Raw genomic sequence first — 19,015 nt, 5'->3', positions numbered from 1 at the left:
GGTATTGATGGTAATACCGCGTGCCTTTTCTTCCGGCGCTGCGTCGATTTCGTCGTACTTCTTGGCCGAACCGCCAAACTTGGCTGCCAGCACCGTGGCAATTGCTGCCGTCAGGGTGGTCTTGCCATGGTCAACGTGACCGATCGTGCCAACGTTCACGTGCGGCTTAGTCCGCGAGAACTTTTCCTTTGCCATTTTTCAGCTCCTAATCGAAACCAGTATGTCGTGTTCATGGTGCCGCCGCGCACAACGCGCGGCGGCGGATTTTTTACTTACTTGCCACGTGCCGTGATCACGGCGTCGGCTACGTTCTTCGGCGCTTCAGCGTAGTGCTTGAACTCCATCGTGTACGTAGCGCGGCCTTGCGTGGCCGAACGCAGCGAGGTCGAGTAGCCGAACATCTCTGCCAGCGGAACTTCCGCGCGCAGGATCTTGCCACCGCCGACCATGTCGTCCATGCCCTGGATAATGCCGCGACGCGACGACAGATCGCCCATCACGTTACCCATGAAGTCTTCGGGCGTTTCCACTTCCACGGCCATCATCGGCTCGAGCAGCACGGGGCTTGCGCGACGCATGCCTTCCTTGAAGCCCATGGAGCCGGCCATCTTGAACGCGTTTTCGTTCGAGTCCACATCGTGGTACGAACCGAAGAACAGCGTGACCTTGACGTCGACCACCGGGAAGCCTGCCAGAACGCCGGAGTTCAGGGTGTCCTGAATGCCCTTGTCCACTGCGGGGATGTACTCGCGCGGAACCACGCCGCCCTTGATGGCGTCGACGAATTCGTAGCCCTTGCCCGGTTCTTGCGGCTCGAGCTTCAGCACCACGTGACCGTACTGGCCACGGCCGCCCGACTGCTTGACGAACTTGCCTTCCACTTCGTCGCAGGTCTTGCGGATGGTTTCGCGGTACGCAACCTGGGGCTTGCCCACGGTGGCTTCCACGCCGAATTCGCGCTTCATGCGGTCGACCAGGATTTCCAGGTGGAGCTCGCCCATGCCCGAAATGATGGTCTGGCCGGATTCTTCGTCGGTCTTGACGCGGAACGACGGATCTTCCTGTGCCAGGCGGTTCAGGGCGATGCCCATCTTTTCCTGGTCAGCCTTGGTCTTCGGCTCGACAGCCTGCGAAATCACCGGCTCCGGGAACACCATGCGTTCCAGGATGATGATGTGGTCCGGATCGCACAGCGTATCGCCCGTGGTGGCTTCTTTCAGGCCAACCGCGGCGGCGATGTCGCCTGCCAGCACTTCCTTGATTTCTTCGCGCTGGTTGGCGTGCATCTGCAGAATCCGGCCCAGGCGTTCCTTCTTGCTCTTGACCGGGTTGTAGATGGTGTCGCCCGAATTGACCTTGCCCGAGTAGACGCGGAAGAAGATCAGCTGGCCGACGAACGGGTCGGTCATGATCTTGAACGCCAGAGCGGAGAACTTTTCGTCGTCCGCGGCACGGCGCGACGTTTCCTTGTCGTCGTCGTCCACGCCGGTGACCGGCGGGATGTCGACCGGCGACGGCAGGAAGTCGATCACGGCGTCCAGCATACGCTGCACGCCCTTGTTCTTGAACGCGGTGCCGCACAGCATCGGCTGGATTTCGCAGGCGATGGTACGGTCACGCAGGCCCTTGATGATCTCGGCTTCGGACAGTTCGCCCTCTTCCAGATACTTGTTCATCAGCTCTTCGTTCGACTCGGCAGCTGCCTCGACCATCTTCTCGCGCCATTCGTTGCACGAGTCGGCCAGTTCAGCCGGGATGTCCACGTAGTCGAACTTGGTGCCTTGGCTGGCCTCGTCCCAGATGATCGCTTTCATCTTGATCAGGTCGACCACACCCTTGAAGGTGTCTTCGGCGCCGATGGGCACAACGACGGGAACCGGGCTGGCCTTCAGGCGGGTCTTCAGCTGGTCGTAGACCTTGAAGAAGTTCGCGCCGGTACGGTCCATCTTGTTGACGAAGGCCAGGCGCGGCACGCCGTACTTGTTAGCCTGGCGCCAGACGGTTTCCGACTGGGGCTGCACGCCACCCACTGCGCAGTAGACCATGCATGCGCCATCCAGCACGCGCATGGAGCGCTCCACCTCAATGGTGAAGTCCACGTGGCCCGGGGTGTCGATGATGTTGATGCGGTGTTCCGGGTAATTGCCGGCCATGCCCTTCCAGAAGGCGGTGGTGGCAGCGGAGGTGATCGTGATGCCACGCTCCTGTTCCTGCTCCATCCAGTCCATGGTGGCGGCGCCATCATGCACTTCACCGATCTTGTGGTTCACACCGGTGTAGAACAGGATACGCTCGGTCGTGGTGGTTTTACCCGCGTCAATGTGAGCCGAGATACCGATATTGCGGTAGCGCTCAATGGGAGTCTTACGAGCCACTTTAATCCTCTATTCGTCCGTGAGACGCCGGCATCTCATTGCCAACGCCCGTAACACAAACGGGCGAGCGTGTGAAAACACAGCCCGCCCGGCAACCAACCGCGTAACTCGCGCGCTTTAGAAGCGGAAGTGCGAGAACGCCTTGTTGGCTTCGGCCATGCGGTGCACTTCGTCGCGCTTCTTCATCGCGCCGCCGCGGCCTTCCGCTGCTTCCAGCAGCTCACCTGCCAGGCGCAGCGCCATCGACTTCTCGCTGCGTTTTTTCGCGGCCTCGCGCAACCAACGCATCGCCAATGCCAAACGACGCGACGGACGGACTTCGACCGGAACCTGATAGTTGGCGCCGCCCACGCGACGGCTCTTCACTTCGACCACCGGCTTCACGTTGTTGATCGCAACGGAAAACACTTCAACGGGGGCCTTGCCTGCCTTCTTTTCGATCTGATCGAACGCGCCATAAACGATACGTTCGGCAACCGACTTCTTGCCGTCCAGCATCAGGACGTTCATGAACTTGGCAACTTCAACGTTACCGAACTTCGGATCGGGCAGGATATCCCGCTTGGGGACTTCACGACGACGTGGCATCTTCTTTCCTTTAGATTCAGTTGAGAGCGCGGCAATGATTTCCCGCTCTCCGGCCACCAACTAGCTTGCCTTCCATCGAGGCAAATTCGCCGGGTGACCACTTACTCGACGGCACGGCGCGACAAACGCTCCGTTTTACCGCCGCCTGGTGACAGCACCATGACGCATTCGCCACAGGCCATCGTTTGTTGCTTCGGGCTTTGTGCCCAGCTTGCCTGGCGTTAGCCTTAAGCAGCCTTCGGACGCTTCGCGCCGTACTTCGAACGTGCCTGGCGACGATCCTTCACGCCTTGCAAGTCCAGCGAGCCACGGACGATGTGGTAACGCACACCCGGCAAGTCCTTCACACGGCCGCCGCGAATCAGCACGACCGAGTGTTCTTGCAGGTTGTGGCCTTCACCGCCGATGTACGAGATGACCTCGAAACCGTTGGTCAGGCGCACCTTGGCGACCTTACGCAGTGCCGAGTTCGGCTTCTTCGGCGTCGTGGTGTACACACGGGTGCACACGCCGCGACGCTGGGGGCAGTTCTCAAGCGCCGGGCTCTTGCTCTTGACGACTTCAGAGACACGCGGCTTGCGAACCAGTTGGTTGATAGTTGGCATTGTTCAATCCAGCTTGGTTTTACGGAAAAACACCCCTGGGGCCACAAGCAATGGGCCGAAGAGGCAACGACGGGTTTTGGGCGGGAAAAGTGAGCGAGCGCTCTTGAGACGGACCTGTGGAGGAACAGACTGGCCAAAGAGCGCGAGCTCGCCTGGGATCCCGCTGCGACCACACCACCAGAGCATCACACGATCCCCTGGCGGGCTTGTCGATTGCGAACCGAGGGCCACAATTACGACAGGCGAGCGAAATCCAAAGCCAAAAACTCGAATCTGACATGCTAGCAGCGACTACGTAAACGGTCAAGCAGCTTCTGACACAAGCACAAGCGTGCTTCTCAACTTGGCGCGGCCGGGCCTCAAAAGTCCTCCACGGCACCCAGCGCTTCCAGGATGGCGTCGCCATAGCGCTCCAGCTTGGCGGCGCCGATGCCGGGGACCTCAGCCATTGCAGTCAACGAATCCGGTGCGCTGCGCGCCAGTTCGGCCAGCGTGGCGTCATGGAAAATCACATAGGCCGGGACACCGTGTTCACGTGCCGTCTCGGTGCGCCATTTGCGAAGGGCTTCCCAGTTGGCCAGCGCCTCGGAATCCATGCCGGCGGTATGGTCGGTGCGAGTGCCGGTGGAACCGCGCGCCCCACGTTCGCCGCTCTTGACGGGCTTGCTGACCTGCCGGCGCAGGGTGATCGGCATTTCGCCCTTGAGCACGGCGCGGGCGGACTCGCCCAGCAACAGTGCGCCATGGCCGCCGTGGTCGATGACCAGCAGGCCGTGGGCGATCAACTGGCGAAAGATGGCATGCCATTCCGACACGGTGCGCTCGGCCCCGATCCCGAAGGTGGAGACTTTGTCGTGGCCCCATTGGCGGATCTTTTCCGACGCATTGCCGCGCAGCACGTCGACCATGTGGGTCGCCCCGAAATGGACGCGGCTGGCCTGCGCCGTGCGATAGACGCAGGACAGCGCCATCTGCGCTTCACGCGTGCCGTCCCAGGTGGCGGGCGGCTCCAGGCAGGTGTCGCAGTTGCCGCAGGGTTCGCTCGCTTCGTCGAAATAGCCCAGGATGCGCACACGCCGGCAGCCGGCGGTCTCGCACAGCCCAAGCAGGGCATCGAGCTTGGCGGACGAGACGCGCTTGTGCGCGTCATCCGCCTCGGACTCGTCGATCATGCGCTTTTGTTGGACCACGTCGCCCAGCCCGTAGGCCATCCAAGCGTTGGCCGGCAGCCCGTCGCGGCCGGCACGGCCAGTCTCCTGGTAGTAGCCTTCCATGCTCTTGGGCAGGTCCAGGTGGGCGACGAAGCGCACGTCCGGCTTGTCGATGCCCATGCCGAAGGCGATGGTGGCCACCATGATCACGCCCTCTTCCTCGCGGAAACGAGCCTGATGGTGCTGGCGCACGCCCGCATCCATGCCGGCGTGGTACGCCAGCGCGTTGAGGCCCTGGGCGCTGAGGTAGCTCGCGGTATCCTCCACCTTCTTGCGCGACAGGCAGTAGACGATGCCGCTGTCGTGCGTGCCGTCGGCGGCCAGGTGCTCGGCCTTGATAAAGGCCAGCAGCTGCTGGCGCGCATTGTCTTTCTCGACGATGCGATAGCGGATGTTGGGGCGGTCGAAGCTGGAGACGAAGACGCGGGCGTCGTGCAGCGCGAGGCGCTCCACGATTTCCTCGCGCGTGACGGAATCCGCGGTGGCCGTCAGGGCAATGCGCGGCACTTCCGGGAAGCGCTCGTGCAGCACCGAAAGCTGGATGTACTCGGGCCGGAAGTCATGGCCCCACTGCGATACGCAGTGCGCCTCGTCGATGGCGAACACGCCGATACGGGTACGCTGGAGCAGATCCTGGAAGCGCGGCGTCATCAGCCGCTCGGGCGCCACATAGAGGATCTCCAGGCGGCCGGCGAGCAGGTCGCGCTCCACCGCCGAGGCCTCGGCCCCGCTGAGCGTCGAGTTCAGCACGGCCGCGCGCACACCCGCCTCGGACAGCGCCGCGACCTGATCCTGCATCAGCGCGATCAGCGGCGACACCACGATGCCGGTGCCCTGCCCCGCCCTCTGGCGCAGCAATGCGGGAATCTGGTAGCACAGCGACTTGCCGCCGCCGGTCGGCATCAGGACCAGGCAATCTCCACCATCGGCCACATGGTCGATGATCTCCCCCTGCCGGCCGCGGAAGGCGTGGTAGCCGAAAACATCCTTGAGAATCGCCAGGGCGCGCGACATAGCAACAGCTTAGAAAAAGGGGTGGAACCGCGAAAGGCGTAACCATACCACCAAGGGCGCGGCTAACTACTTCGGGCTGTGACGAATGTTCCCGGATTTCTTTCGCCCGGCGGCGCATGGTGCACGGGTCAGTGCCTTTGCGGCAAAGCATGCGTACGACGAATAAAAATGACCGAAGAAGACAGGAAGAAATAAAACCGGACATATAACGACAGGCAAAAAAAACCCGGCCACCAGGGCCGGGCTTCTTCATGCAGCTTGCTTGCAGGTTCAGGCTGGCAGTCTTAGACCGCGTCGCCCTCGCCTTCGGTCGTCGCCGGCACCACCGGCGGCTCGATGAAGAGCGACTGCTCTTCATCGGAGATCGCCTGGGCGCGTTCGCGCTCGGCCGCCTCGCGCGCCTTGCGGGCACGGTGGTAGGCCAGACCCGTACCAGCGGGGATCAGTCGGCCAACGATCACGTTTTCCTTCAGACCACGCAGGTCGTCGGTCTTGCCCATGATCGCGGCTTCGGTCAGCACGCGGGTGGTTTCCTGGAACGATGCCGCCGAGATGAAGCTGTCGGTGGACAGCGACGCCTTGGTGATACCGAGCAGCAGGTTTTCGTACGTGGCCGGACGCTTGCCTTCGGCGATCACGCGATCGTTCTCGTCAAGCAGTTCCGAACGCTCCACCTGTTCACCCGGGATGAACTTGGTGTCGCCCACATCCGAGATCTGCACGCGGCGCAGCATCTGGCGCACGATCACTTCGATGTGCTTGTCGTTGATCTTCACGCCCTGCAGACGGTACACGTCCTGCACTTCGTCGACGATGTAGTGCGCCAGTTCCTCGATGCCCTTCAGGCGCAGGATGTCGTGCGGGTCCGCCGGACCTTCCACGATCATTTCGCCCTTGTTCACCACCTGGCCATCGTGCACCAGGACTTGCTTTTCCTTGGTGATCAGGAACTCGTGGGCGTTGCCGTCCAGGTCCGTAATCACCAGGCGTTGCTTGCCCTTGGTGTCCTTGCCGAACGACGTGGTGCCGGTGACTTCCGCCAGCACGGCGGCATCCTTCGGCGAACGCGCCTCGAACAGCTCGGCCACACGCGGCAGACCCCCGGTGATGTCGCGGGTCTTTTGCGATTCGGTCGGGATACGTGCAAGCACTTCACCCACGTGCACCTGCTGGCCGTCCTTCACGGTAATCAGCGCGCCGACCTGGAAGCCGATGGTCACGGAGTGGTCCGTGCCCGGGATCTTCACTTCCTGGCCGTTGGCGTCGAGCAGCTTCACCTGCGGGCGCAGGCCCTTGGTGGCAGCCGTACGGCGCTTGGCATCGATCACCACGAGGGTCGACAGGCCGGTGACTTCGTCCATCTGCTTGGCGACGGTCACGCCTTCTTCGACGTTCTCGAACTTGGTCGTGCCGGTGTACTCCGACACGATCGGGCGCGTCAGCGCGTCCCACGTGGCCAGCTGGGTACCCGCCTTGATGGCCTGGCCATCCTGCACGAGCAGCATGGCGCCGTACGGGATCTTGTGACGTTCGCGCTCACGGCCGTGGTCGTCGGTGATCAGCGATTCGCCCGAACGCGAGATGACGATCAGCTCGCCCTTCGCGTTGGTGACGTAACGCATGGTCGCCGTGAAACGCACGGTACCGGTTGCCTTCGCTTCCACGCTGGATGCCACTGCCGAACGCGATGCCGCGCCGCCGATGTGGAACGTACGCATGGTCAGCTGGGTGCCCGGCTCGCCAATCGACTGGGCGGCGATCACGCCAACCGCTTCGCCGGAGTTCACCAGCACGCCGCGGCCGAGGTCGCGGCCATAGCACATGCCGCACAGGCCGTAGCGCGTGTCGCACGACAGCGGGGTGCGCACCTTCACTTCGTCCACGCCGATGGCGTCGATCATGTCGACCAGGTCTTCGTCCAGCAGGGTGCCGGCTTCGATCGCGGTTTCCTGGGTTTCAGGGTTCACCACGTCGGACACCGTCACACGGCCGAGAATCCGGTCGCGCAGGGCTTCGATCACTTCACCGCCTTCGACCAGGGCCTTCATGGCCACGCCGTTGGTCGTGCCGCAATCGTCTTCCACCACCACCAGATCCTGCGTCACGTCGACCAGACGACGAGTCAGGTAACCCGAGTTCGCGGTCTTCAGTGCCGTATCCGCCAGGCCCTTACGCGCGCCGTGGGTGGAGATGAAGTACTGCAGAACGTTCAGGCCTTCACGGAAGTTCGCCGTAATCGGCGTTTCAATGATCGAGCCATCCGGCTTGGCCATCAGGCCCCGCATGCCGGCCAGCTGACGGATCTGCGCAGCGGAACCGCGCGCGCCCGAGTCGGCCATCATGTAGATCGAGTTGAACGAGTCCTGCTTCACAGTGTTGCCGTGACGGTCGACCACGTCTTCGTGCTGGAGCTGCTCCATCATCGCCTTGCCCACCTGGTCGCCGGCGGCGCCCCAGATGTCCACGACGTTGTTGTAGCGTTCCTGGTCGGTCACCAGGCCCGACATGTACTGCTTGTCGTATTCCTTCACCTTGGCGGCCGCGTCGGCAATGATCTTTTCCTTTTGCGGCGGCACCAGCATGTCGTCGATGGCGATCGAGATACCGGCGCGCGTTGCCAGGCGGAAGCCCGACTGCAGCAGCTTGTCAGCGAAGATCACGGTTTCGCGCAGGCCGCACTTGCGGAACGCGGTGTTGATCAGGCGCGAGATCTCCTTCTTCTTCAGCGGCTTGTTCAGCACCGAGAAAGGCAGGCCCTTCGGCAGGATCTCGGACATGATCGCGCGGCCGACCGTGGTGGCCTGCAGCGTGATCTTGGGCGCGAAGCGGGCATCGCCCACGGCGTCCTTGTCGACCAGCTCATACTCGGTGATACGCACGTTCACGCGGGAAGCCAGTTCGACTTCCTTGTTCTCGTAGGCGCGGATCACTTCGCTGATGTCGGCAAACGTCAGGCCTTCGCCCTTGCCGTTGATCTTGTCGCGGGTCGTGTAGTACAGACCCAGCACCACGTCTTGCGACGGCACGATCGACGGGTCGCCGTTGGCCGGGAACAGCACGTTGTTGGAGGCCAGCATCAGCGTGCGGGCTTCCATCTGCGCTTCCAGCGACAGCGGGACGTGAACAGCCATCTGGTCACCGTCGAAGTCGGCGTTGAACGCCGCGCAGACCAGCGGGTGCAGCTGGATGGCCTTGCCTTCGATCAGCACCGGCTCGAACGCCTGGATGCCCAGGCGGTGCAGCGTCGGCGCGCGGTTCAGCATGACCGGATGCTCGCGGATCACCTCTTCGAGGATGTCCCACACCACCGCGGTCTGGCTTTCCACTTCCTTCTTCGCCGCCTTGATGGTGGTGGCGATGCCCATCGTTTCCAGCTTGTGGAAAATGAAAGGCTTGAACAGTTCGAGCGCCATCAGCTTGGGCAAGCCGCACTGATGCAGCTTGAGGGTCGGGCCCACCACAATGACCGAACGGCCGGAGTAGTCGACGCGCTTGCCCAGCAAGTTCTGGCGGAAACGGCCGCCCTTGCCCTTGATCATTTCGGCCAGCGACTTCAGCGGACGCTTGTTGGCGCCCGTCATGGCCTTGCCGCGGCGACCGTTGTCCAGCAGCGAGTCAACCGCTTCCTGCAGCATGCGCTTTTCGTTGCGCACGATGATTTCAGGCGCCTTCAGTTCGAGCAGGCGCTTCAGGCGGTTGTTACGGTTGATGACGCGGCGATACAGGTCGTTCAGGTCCGAGGTGGCGAAACGGCCACCGTCCAGCGGTACCAGCGGACGCAGTTCGGGCGGCAGCACCGGCAGCACTTCCAGGATCATCCATTCCGGCTTGATGCCCGAACGCTGGAACGCCTCGAGCACCTTCAGGCGCTTGGCGAACTTCTTGATCTTGGCTTCGGAGCCCGTGGTCTGCAGCTCGGCGCGGATCGTTTCGATCTGCTTTTCGATGTCGATGCCGCGCAGCAGTTCACGGATGCCTTCGGCACCCATCATGGCCACGAACTCGCCTTCGCCGTACTCTTCGCACTTGGCGATGTAGTCGTCCTCGGACATGATCTGGCTCTTCTTGAGCGGGGTCATGCCGGGTTCGAGCACCACGAATGCTTCGAAGTACAGGACGCGTTCGATGTCGCGCAGCGTCATGTCGAGCACCATGCCCAGACGCGACGGCAGCGACTTCAGGAACCAGATGTGCGCGGTCGGCGCAGCCAGTTCGATGTGGCCCATGCGCTCGCGGCGCACCTTGGCCAGCGTCACTTCAACGCCGCACTTCTCGCAGATCACGCCACGATGCTTCAGGCGCTTGTACTTGCCGCACAGGCACTCATAGTCCTTGATCGGGCCAAAGATCTTGGCGCAGAACAGGCCATCGCGCTCGGGCTTGAAGGTCCGGTAGTTGATGGTTTCCGGCTTCTTCACTTCACCGTACGACCACGAACGGATCTTCTCTGGCGATGCCAGGCCGATCTTGATCGCGTCGAACTGCTCTTCCTGCTGAACCTGCTTAAAGAGATCGAGCAATGCTTTCATTGCAACTCCTTGTTTCGCCGCCAGCCCGACAGCATGTCGGGCCCGCGGCATTCATCCTGTGGGAAAACCGTAGCGGGCAATCGGCGGCAGGCGGGCTATTGCCGGCCTGCCGCGCACTCTCGATCCGAATCAATAGCGATCGAGGTCGATGTCGATACCCAGCGAACGGATTTCCTTCACCAGCACGTTGAACGATTCCGGCATGCCGGCATCGATCGAGTGCTCGCCCTTGACGATGTTCTCGTAGACCTTGGTCCGGCCGTTCACGTCATCGGACTTGACCGTCAGCATTTCCTGCAGCACGTAGGAGGCGCCATAAGCTTCCAGCGCCCACACTTCCATCTCACCGAAACGCTGGCCACCGAACTGCGCCTTACCACCCAGCGGCTGCTGGGTCACCAGCGAGTACGGGCCGGTCGAACGCGCGTGCATCTTGTCGTCGACCAAGTGGTGCAGCTTCAGCATGTGCATCACGCCCAGCGTTACCGGACGCTCGAACGCTTCGCCGGTACGGCCGTCGTGCAGCGTGACCTGTTGCTTGGAAGCGGTCAGGCCCATGTCCTTGGCGATCTCTTCCGGGTACGCCAAGTCCAGCATGCGGCGGATTTCGTCCTCATGCGCACCGTCGAACACCGGCGTGGCGAACGGGACACCCTTCTTCAGGTTGGTGGCCAGTTCCAGCACTTCGGCGTCGGACAGGCTGTCGAGGTCTTCCGGCTTGCCGCTCTCGTTGTAGATCTGCGCGAGCAACGGACGCAGTTCCTGCGCCTTCGCCTGTGCCTTGAGCATGGAGCCGATACGCTGGCCCAGGCCGCGCGCGGCCCAGCCCAGGTGGGTTTCCAGAATCTGGCCCACGTTCATCCGCGACGGCACGCCGAGCGGGTTCAGCACGATATCGGCGGGCGTGCCGTCGGCCATGTAGGGCATGTCTTCGATCGGGACGATCTTGGACACAACGCCCTTGTTGCCGTGACGGCCTGCCATCTTGTCGCCAGGCTGCAGGCGGCGCTTGACGGCCAGGTACACCTTGACCATCTTGATCACGCCCGGCGGCAGTTCGTCGCCTTGCGTGAGCTTCTTGCGCTTTTCTTCAAAGGCCAGGTCGAACTCGTGGCGCTTCTGCTCGATCGCTTCCTTGACGGCTTCCAGCTGGGCAGCGACTTCTTCGTCGGCCGGGCGGATGTCGAACCAGTGGTACTTGTCCAGGTCGGCCAGGTACTCGCGGGTCAGCTTGGCGCCCTTGGACAGCTTCTTCGGACCGCCATTGACGGTCTTGTCGAGCAGCAGGCGCTCCAGGCGCTGGAAGGCGTCGCCTTCCACGATACGCAGCTGGTCGTTCAGGTCCAGGCGGTAGCGCTTGAGTTCATCGTCGATGATGGACTGGGCACGCTTGTCGCGGGTCACGCCTTCGCGGGTGAAGACCTGGACGTCGATCACGATACCGCTCATGCCCGAGGGCACGCGCAGCGAGGTGTCCTTCACGTCCGAAGCCTTCTCGCCGAAGATCGCGCGCAGCAGCTTTTCTTCCGGGGTCAGCTGGGTCTCGCCCTTGGGCGTGACCTTGCCGACCAGCACGTCGCCGGCTTCCACTTCGGCACCGATGTAGGTGATGCCGGACTCGTCCAGGCGCGCCAGTTGCGCTTCGGCGAGGTTGGAGATATCGCGGGTGATTTCTTCCGGTCCCAGCTTGGTGTCACGGGCGACGACCGACAGTTCCTCGATGTGGATCGAGGTGTAGCGGTCTTCGGCAACCACGCGTTCGGAGATCAGGATCGAGTCTTCGAAGTTGTAGCCGTTCCACGGCATGAACGCCACCAGCATGTTCTGGCCGAGCGCGAGCTCGCCCAGGTCGGTCGATGCGCCGTCGGCGATCACGTCGCCACGGGCGACGAAATCCCCGACCTTGACCATCGGACGCTGGTTGATGTTGGTGTTCTGGTTCGAGCGGGTGTACTTGATCAGGTTGTAGATGTCGACGCCGACTTCACCGGCGACAGCTTCCTCATCGTTCACGCGAATCACGATACGCATTGCGTCGACGTAATCCACCACGCCGCCACGGGTTGCCTGGACGGCAGTACCCGAGTCGACCGCCACGGTACGCTCGATGCCGGTACCCACCAGCGGCTTGTCCGGACGCAGGCAAGGCACGGCCTGACGCTGCATGTTGGCGCCCATCAGTGCACGGTTCGCATCATCGTGCTCGAGGAACGGCACCAGCGATGCTGCCGCGGACACGATCTGCGAAGGCGCCACGTCGATGTACTGGACGCGGTCCGGCGTGACCATACGGGTTTCACGCTCGCTGCCTTCACGCGACGACACGAGTTCGTCGATCAGGGTACCGTCGGCGTCAACCGTCGCGTTGGCCTGCGCCACCACGTACTTGCCTTCTTCAATGGCGGACAGGTAGTCGACCTGGTCGGTCAGCTTGCTGTCGACCACCTTGCGGTACGGCGTTTCCAGGAAGCCGTATTCGTTCAGGCGTGCGTACAGTGCCAGCGAGTTGATCAGGCCAATGTTCGGGCCTTCCGGCGTTTCGATCGGGCACACGCGGCCATAGTGGGTCGGGTGCACGTCACGGACTTCAAAGCCTGCGCGTTCACGGGTCAAACCGCCCGGGCCCAGTGCGGAGACACGACGCTTGTGCGTGATCTCGGACAGCGGGTTGGTCTGGTCCATGAACTGCGACAACTGCGACGAACCGAAGAACTCGCGGATGGCCGAGGAAATCGGCTTCGAGTTGATCAGGTCGTGCGGCATCAGGTTTTCGGTCTCGGCCTGGCCCAGACGTTCCTTGACGGCGCGTTCCACGCGCGACAGGCCGGCACGGAACTGGTTTTCGGCCAGTTCGCCAACGCAGCGAACGCGACGATTGCCCAGGTGATCGATGTCATCGACCTCGCCCTTGCCGTTGCGCAGGTTGACCAGGATCTTGATGGTCTCGAGGATGTCCTCGTCCTGCAGCACCATGCTGCCTTCACCGCTCGGGCGGCCCAGGCGGCTGTTGACCTTCATACGGCCAACGCGCGACAGGTCGTACGACTCTTCGCTGTAGAACAGGCGCTGGAACAGGGCTTCCACCGCGTCTTCGGTCGGCGGCTCGCCGGGACGCATCATGCGGTAGATGGCGATACGCGCAGCGGTCTGGTCGGCGGTGTCGTCCACGCGCAGGGTCTGCGACATGTACGGACCTTGGTCCAGATCGTTGGTGTACAGGGTCTGGATCTGCTTGACACCGGCTTCGCGCAGGTTTTCCAGCACGGTTTCGGTCAGCTCGTCGTTGGCGTTGGCAATCACCTCGCCGGTATCCGGGTCGATGATGTTCTTTGCCAGCACGCGGCCGAGCAGGTAGTCTTCCGGCACGCTGATCAGCTTGGTACCGGCGGAATCCAGGTCACGGATGTGCTTGGCGTTGATCCGCTTGTCCTTCTCCACGACGACACGGCCGTCCTTGTCGGCGATGTCGAAGCGCGCGACTTCGCCGCGCAGGCGCTCGGGCACGAATTCCATCTGCGCGCCTTCCGACTGCAGCGTGAAATTGTCGAACACGAAGAAGTGCGCGAGGATCTGCTCGGGCGTCAGGCCGATCGACTTCAGCAGGATCGTCACCGGCATCTTGCGGCGGCGGTCAACGCGGAAGTACAGGATGTCCTTCGGGTCGAACTCGAAATCGAGCCACGAACCGCGGTAAGGAATGATACGTGCCGAGAACAGCAGCTTGCCCGAGCTGTGGGTCTTGCCCTTGTCGTGCTCGAAGAACACGCCGGGCGAACGGTGGAGCTGCGAGACGATCACACGCTCGGTACCGTTGATCACGAACGAACCGGTCGACGTCATGAGCGGAATTTCGCCCATGTAGACTTCCTGTTCCTTCACTTCCTTGACCTTGCCCGGATTTTCCCGATCGTTGATGATCAGGCGCACCTTGGCACGCAGCGCCGAGTGGAAGGTCAGGCCGCGCTGTTGACATTCCTTGACGTCGAACGGCGGGTTGGAGAGGTGGTAGGAGACGAACTCCATACGGGCAAGCCCGTTGTGCGACACAATCGGGAAGATTGCACTGAAAGCCGCTTGCAGGCCCTCTGTTTTGCGGCGCGAGGGTGGCGTACCCTCTTGCAGAAACTGAGCGTAGGATTCAATCTGGGTGGCAAGCAGGAAAGGAACCTGATGAACCGTCGCGCGCTTCGCAAAACTTTTGCGAATGCGCTTCTTTTCGGTGAAGCTGTACGCCATGGGATCTCCGAATCATCGCAGGGCTGGCTGGACCGGCGCAGCACCTGAGGTGTTCAGCGACTGGGAGGGGATTTGGCGGTTGGCCGCTACCAACCTCTGGCTGACGGTGTCCGCACGCTGCGAGCCGGCAGAAACGACGCAATGCGTCATGCCGGCCCGGGGGACACCCGACCAAACTTGTCTTCTGCAGTCGGTTCAGAAGACAAACATCAGCAACCACTTAGTGTGCCACTGATGTTTGGCCTCTGCTGAAGCTTAGGCATGCGCCCAGCTGTCAAGCATCGTTTGCGCCACTTGTTCACGCTTCCGGGTGCTGAATAAAACACACTTCGCAGAAGCGCAAAAAGGCTGGCGCCGGGAATCTCCCTTTGCCAGCCCCATTCGCGTGCCAAAAGGCACGCGAGTACAGCTTACTTGACTTCGACCTTCGCGCCGGCGTCTTCCAGCTTCTTCTTGGCGTCGGCTGCAGCAGCCTTGTCCACGCCTTCCTTGACAGCCTTCGGTGCGCCGTCAACCAGATCCTTGGCTTCCTTCAGGCCCAGGCCGGTGATTTCGCGAACAGCCTTAATCACGCCAACCTTGTTTGCGCCGATTTCCGACAGGATGACGTTGAACTCGGTTTGCTCTTCAGCGGCAGCAGCGCCGGCGCCCGGGGCAGCAGCCACGGCCATCGAAGCGGCGGACACGCCAAACTTTTCTTCGAACGCCTTGACCAGGTCGTTCAGTTCCATCACGGACATCGAGCCTACGGCTTCGAGGATGTCGTCTTTGCTGATTGCCATTTGGAATACTCCTGCTAAATGTGATTCGGTATCGGTAATGCGATCTTGATGAGCCAGGCTGCGAAAGGCTTACGCCTTAAGCAGCTGCGCCTTCGCTCTCGGCGGCGGCAGCAGCGCCTTCGCCTTCGGCAGGGGCGCCTTCGCTCTTCTTGGCGGACAGGGCGGCCAGCAGACGGGCGAAGCCCGACACCGGTGCCTGCATCACGCCGAGCAGCTGAGCAATCAGTTCGTCACGGCTCGGGATCGAGGCCAGTGCCTTGACGGCAGCAGCATCGAGCACGTTGCCGTCGTACGACGCTGCGCGCAGAACCAACTTGTCGTTGGTCTTGGCAAAGTCGTTCAGAACCTTGGCCGACGACACTGCATCTTCGGAAATACCGTAGATCAGCGGACCGGTCATTTGCTCTGCGAGGCCGGCAAACGGCGTGCCTTCCACGGCGCGGCGGGCCAGCGTGTTCTTCAGAACACGCAGGTACACGCCTTGCTCGCGGGCCTTGGCGCGCAGCTTGGTCAGATCGCCAACCGCAATGCCGCGATATTCGGCTACGACGATGGTCTGGGCTTTAGCGACTTGCGCCGAAACCTCAGCAACGACGGCCTTCTTATCTTCAATATTAAGTGGCACGGTTAAGCTCCAAAACGATGCTTGTCCCCCGGATCGTCCGGGGCACGCACATCAGTCCAAACGAACGGCGTCCGATTTGGCCCGAATCACCCGGGTCATTGCCCGGATTCTTCAATCCCTCGGGTGCGCCATCTGCGCTGGTGGGCCGGGAGGCGTCGCGGCAGGCCGAAGCCACGCTGCGTACGTTCCGTCCGATTAAGGCGAGGCAGCCATCCTGCAGCCGCACCCGCCACCAGCGGTCTTTGATAACCAGCGGTGCCTGCTCCGCGCTTGCGCGCCGGCGGGCACCACTGCCCAAAGCCTTGCTCCTTTATCCTGGGGTGTCCTATGAGGCACCGCCTGACTCCGGAGACGATCCCGGCGCGAGCCAGGATCCTCAATTCTCTACGCTGGGCGACGTTATCGGGTCCGCCCTGCGGTTGCCGCCAGCCTTAGGCCGACAGCGAAGCCTGTTCCACGCGAACGCCTACGCCCATGGTGGACGACACGGCGATCTTGCGCAGGTACACGCCCTTGCTGGTAGCCGGCTTCGACTTCACCAGGGCTTCGATCAGCGCGCTCAGGTTGCGCTTCAGATCGGCGTCCTGGAACGAACGGCGGCCGATGGTGGCGTGGATGATACCGGCCTTGTCGACACGGTATTGCACCTGACCGGCCTTGGCGTTCTTCACAGCCTGGGCCACATCGGGGGTAACCGTACCGACCTTCGGGTTCGGCATCAGGCCGCGCGGGCCCAGGATCTGACCCAGCGTACCAACGATACGCATGGTGTCCGGCGAGGCGATCACCACGTCGAAGTTCAGGTTGCCGGCCTTGACTTGCTCAGCCAGGTCTTCCATGCCGACGATCTCAGCGCCAGCTGCCTTGGCAGCTTCGGCCTTTTCGCCTTGGGCGAACACAGCCACGCGAACCGACTTGCCGGTACCGGCAGGCAGCACGACGGAGCCACGAACCACCTGGTCCGACTTCTTCGCATCGATGCCCAGTTGCACGGCAACGTCGATCGATTCGTCGAACTTGGCCGATGCGCAACCCTTCACCAGGCCCAGGGCCTCGTCGATCGGGTAGAACTTGGTGCGCTCGATCTTCGCCTTGTTGGCGGCGGTGCGCTTGGAAACCTTAGCCATTTACAGACCCTCCACGGTGATGCCCATCGAGCGAGCCGAACCGGCGATCGTACGCACGGCAGCGTCCAGATCGGCAGCGGTCAGGTCAGCGTTCTTTGCCTTGGCGATTTCTTCAGCCTGGGCACGCGTGATCTTGCCAACCTTGTCGGTGTGCGGCTTGGCCGAACCCTTGGTCAGGCCAGCTGCCTTCTTGATCAGAACGGTCGCCGGCGGCGACTTCATCACGAAGGTGAAACTCTTGTCGGCGAAGGCGGTAATCACCACCGGCACCGGCAGGCCGGGTTCCATGCCTTGGGTCTGCGCGTTGAACGCCTTGCAGAACTCCATGATGTTCAGACCGCGTTGACCCAGTGCAGGGCCCACGGGCGGGGAGGGATTTGCCTTACCAGCCGGAATTTGCAGCTTGATAAAGCCAATGATCTTCTTGGCCATATTTACTCCAATCCGGACCGCTTCCTGGCGGAATGCGATCCTGTTGAGTCGTAGCGCGCTATCGCTGCAAGGGCGGTTCATCCACCCCAGCCAGCCTCACGCTCCTCTTGTGGCCGGCCCCTTGCGGGACTGGCCGCTGCATTTTTCGCTGACCTTGCGGCCAACATAAAACGCTAAAACCTGAACTGCTTTGAACCGCTTAAACCTTCTCGACCTGGCCAAACTCGAGCTCGACCGGGGTAGCACGCCCGAAGATGGTGACCGAGACGCGCAGGCGCGATTTCTCGTAGTTCACTTCCTCGACGTTGCCATTGAAGTCGGTGAAAGGACCGTCCTTGACGCGTACCATTTCGCCCACTTCGAACAGGGTCTTGGGCCGCGGCTTCTCGACCCCTTCCTGCATCTGGGTCATGATCTTGTCGACTTCCTTCTGGGAAATCGGGCTCGGTCGGTTGCGCGCACCACCCACGAAGCCAGTGACCTTGCTGGTGTTCTTCACCAGGTGCCAGGTCTCGTCGGTCATTTCCATCTCGACCAGCACGTAACCCGGGAAGAAGCGACGTTCGGTGACAGACTTCTGTCCACCCTTGATTTCAACGACTTCTTCGGACGGGACCAGGATACGGCCAAACTTGTCCTGCATTTCGGCGCGCTCGATGCGCTCCTGCAGCGCGCGCTGCACACTCTTTTCCATGCCGGAATAGGCGTGCACCACATACCAGCGCTTCTTCGACGAAGGCGATTCAGCTGCGGGGACTTCCTGTTGTGCGTTATCCGTCATGTTCTATCCTTCATTTCCAGCCCAGCACGAGCGAAAAGATGACCCACTCGATGAGCTTGTCCGCAGACCACAGGAACACGGCCATGATCACGACGAAGACAAACACCAGGCCGGTCATCTGCCCGGCTTCCTTGCGGGTGGGCCAAACGACCTTACGGACTTCGCGATACGATTCCTTGGAGAAACCGATGAAGTCCTTGCCTGGTGCCGAGACCAGCGCGACCACCACGCCCAGCGCAATGCCGCCGAACAGCGCAGCGCCACGCACGTAGGATGGTTGCTGTGCCAAGGCATAGAAACCGATGACGCCGGCAACCACCAGTAGCACCGCGACGCCAAGCAACCACTTACCACTAGCGGCGTTGACGGTTTCGACGTTGGGATTGGCCATGTTTCGCAAACGAGACTAAGCCGCGTCACGATACTCTCTATCGCGACGCGGCTGATTGAATTGGCAGGGGCAGAGGGAATCGAACCCCCAACCTTCGGTTTTGGAGACCGACGCTCTGCCAGTTGAGCTATACCCCTAAAACAACTGTGGGGTCGGCGGTCAGGCCAACCCCTCTGGCAACGAATACGGCCGGTTGGTGCCGTATTCGCTGATCGACTTTATCAGTCGAGGATCTTTGCCACGACGCCGGCGCCGACGGTACGACCGCCTTCACGGATGGCGAAACGCAGGCCTTCTTCCATGGCGATCGGGGCAATCA

14 protein-coding genes and 1 tRNA gene are annotated in these 19,015 nt (G+C 62.0%); all 15 read right to left on the bottom strand.

Annotation, left to right across the window (positions count from 1 at the left end):
- Positions 1-195, bottom strand: a 195-nt coding sequence (locus ACYP5B_RS07315; protein WP_459569129.1) for a GTP-binding protein, incomplete at its 3' end; no start/stop codon positions are given.
- Between the two features lie 77 nt (positions 196-272).
- A complete protein-coding gene (fusA, locus tag ACYP5B_RS07310; RefSeq protein ID WP_174424950.1) occupies positions 273-2,375 on the bottom strand; it encodes an elongation factor G in 2,103 nt (700 codons plus the stop codon).
- A gap of 117 nt (positions 2,376-2,492) precedes the next feature.
- Positions 2,493-2,963 carry a 30S ribosomal protein S7 gene (gene rpsG / locus ACYP5B_RS07305; RefSeq protein WP_035876146.1) on the bottom strand — a complete coding sequence of 157 codons (471 nt, stop codon included), beginning with the start codon at positions 2,961-2,963 and terminating at the stop codon, positions 2,493-2,495.
- A 227-nt stretch (positions 2,964-3,190) separates the two neighbouring features.
- The gene (rpsL, locus tag ACYP5B_RS07300) at positions 3,191-3,568 is read right to left on the bottom strand and encodes a 30S ribosomal protein S12 (protein ID WP_006162330.1); all 378 of its coding nucleotides are present in this window, start codon (positions 3,566-3,568) and stop codon (positions 3,191-3,193) included.
- Positions 3,569-3,927: 359 nt separating this feature from the next.
- Complete coding sequence (gene recQ, locus ACYP5B_RS07295; protein WP_318231208.1) at positions 3,928-5,793, bottom strand: DNA helicase RecQ; 1,866 nt, start codon at positions 5,791-5,793, stop codon at positions 3,928-3,930.
- Between the two features lie 284 nt (positions 5,794-6,077).
- On the bottom strand, positions 6,078-10,322 hold the full coding sequence (rpoC, locus tag ACYP5B_RS07290) for a DNA-directed RNA polymerase subunit beta' (RefSeq protein ID WP_318231209.1): 4,245 nt from the start codon (positions 10,320-10,322) through the stop codon (positions 6,078-6,080).
- Positions 10,323-10,451: 129 nt separating this feature from the next.
- The gene (gene rpoB / locus ACYP5B_RS07285) at positions 10,452-14,558 is read right to left on the bottom strand and encodes a DNA-directed RNA polymerase subunit beta (protein ID WP_459569128.1); all 4,107 of its coding nucleotides are present in this window, start codon (positions 14,556-14,558) and stop codon (positions 10,452-10,454) included.
- A gap of 410 nt (positions 14,559-14,968) precedes the next feature.
- On the bottom strand, positions 14,969-15,340 hold the full coding sequence (gene rplL, locus ACYP5B_RS07280; protein ID WP_006162333.1) for a 50S ribosomal protein L7/L12: 372 nt from the start codon (positions 15,338-15,340) through the stop codon (positions 14,969-14,971).
- 76 nt (positions 15,341-15,416) lie between these two features.
- Positions 15,417-15,965: a 50S ribosomal protein L10 gene (rplJ, locus tag ACYP5B_RS07275; RefSeq protein ID WP_006162335.1), complete on the bottom strand. Its 549-nt coding sequence runs from the start codon at positions 15,963-15,965 to the stop codon at positions 15,417-15,419.
- Between the two features lie 431 nt (positions 15,966-16,396).
- A complete protein-coding gene (gene rplA / locus ACYP5B_RS07270; RefSeq protein WP_006162337.1) occupies positions 16,397-17,092 on the bottom strand; it encodes a 50S ribosomal protein L1 in 696 nt (231 codons plus the stop codon).
- Positions 17,093-17,524, bottom strand: a complete 432-nt coding sequence (gene rplK / locus ACYP5B_RS07265) for a 50S ribosomal protein L11 (RefSeq protein WP_006162338.1) — start codon at positions 17,522-17,524, stop codon at positions 17,093-17,095.
- Between the two features lie 199 nt (positions 17,525-17,723).
- A complete protein-coding gene (nusG, locus tag ACYP5B_RS07260) occupies positions 17,724-18,305 on the bottom strand; it encodes a transcription termination/antitermination protein NusG (RefSeq protein WP_006162340.1) in 582 nt (193 codons plus the stop codon).
- A 10-nt stretch (positions 18,306-18,315) separates the two neighbouring features.
- On the bottom strand, positions 18,316-18,696 hold the full coding sequence (gene secE, locus ACYP5B_RS07255) for a preprotein translocase subunit SecE (RefSeq protein WP_045243152.1): 381 nt from the start codon (positions 18,694-18,696) through the stop codon (positions 18,316-18,318).
- A gap of 61 nt (positions 18,697-18,757) precedes the next feature.
- A tRNA-Trp gene (locus ACYP5B_RS07250) sits at positions 18,758-18,833 on the bottom strand.
- Positions 18,834-18,917: 84 nt separating this feature from the next.
- Positions 18,918-19,015: EF-Tu C-terminal domain-related protein (locus ACYP5B_RS07245; RefSeq protein ID WP_082016399.1), on the bottom strand; the 98-nt coding region annotated here is incomplete at its 5' end.

It is taken from the genome of Cupriavidus sp. 8B, from assembly GCF_054589115.1.
This window is presented reverse-complemented; position numbering and strand designations above follow the sequence as displayed.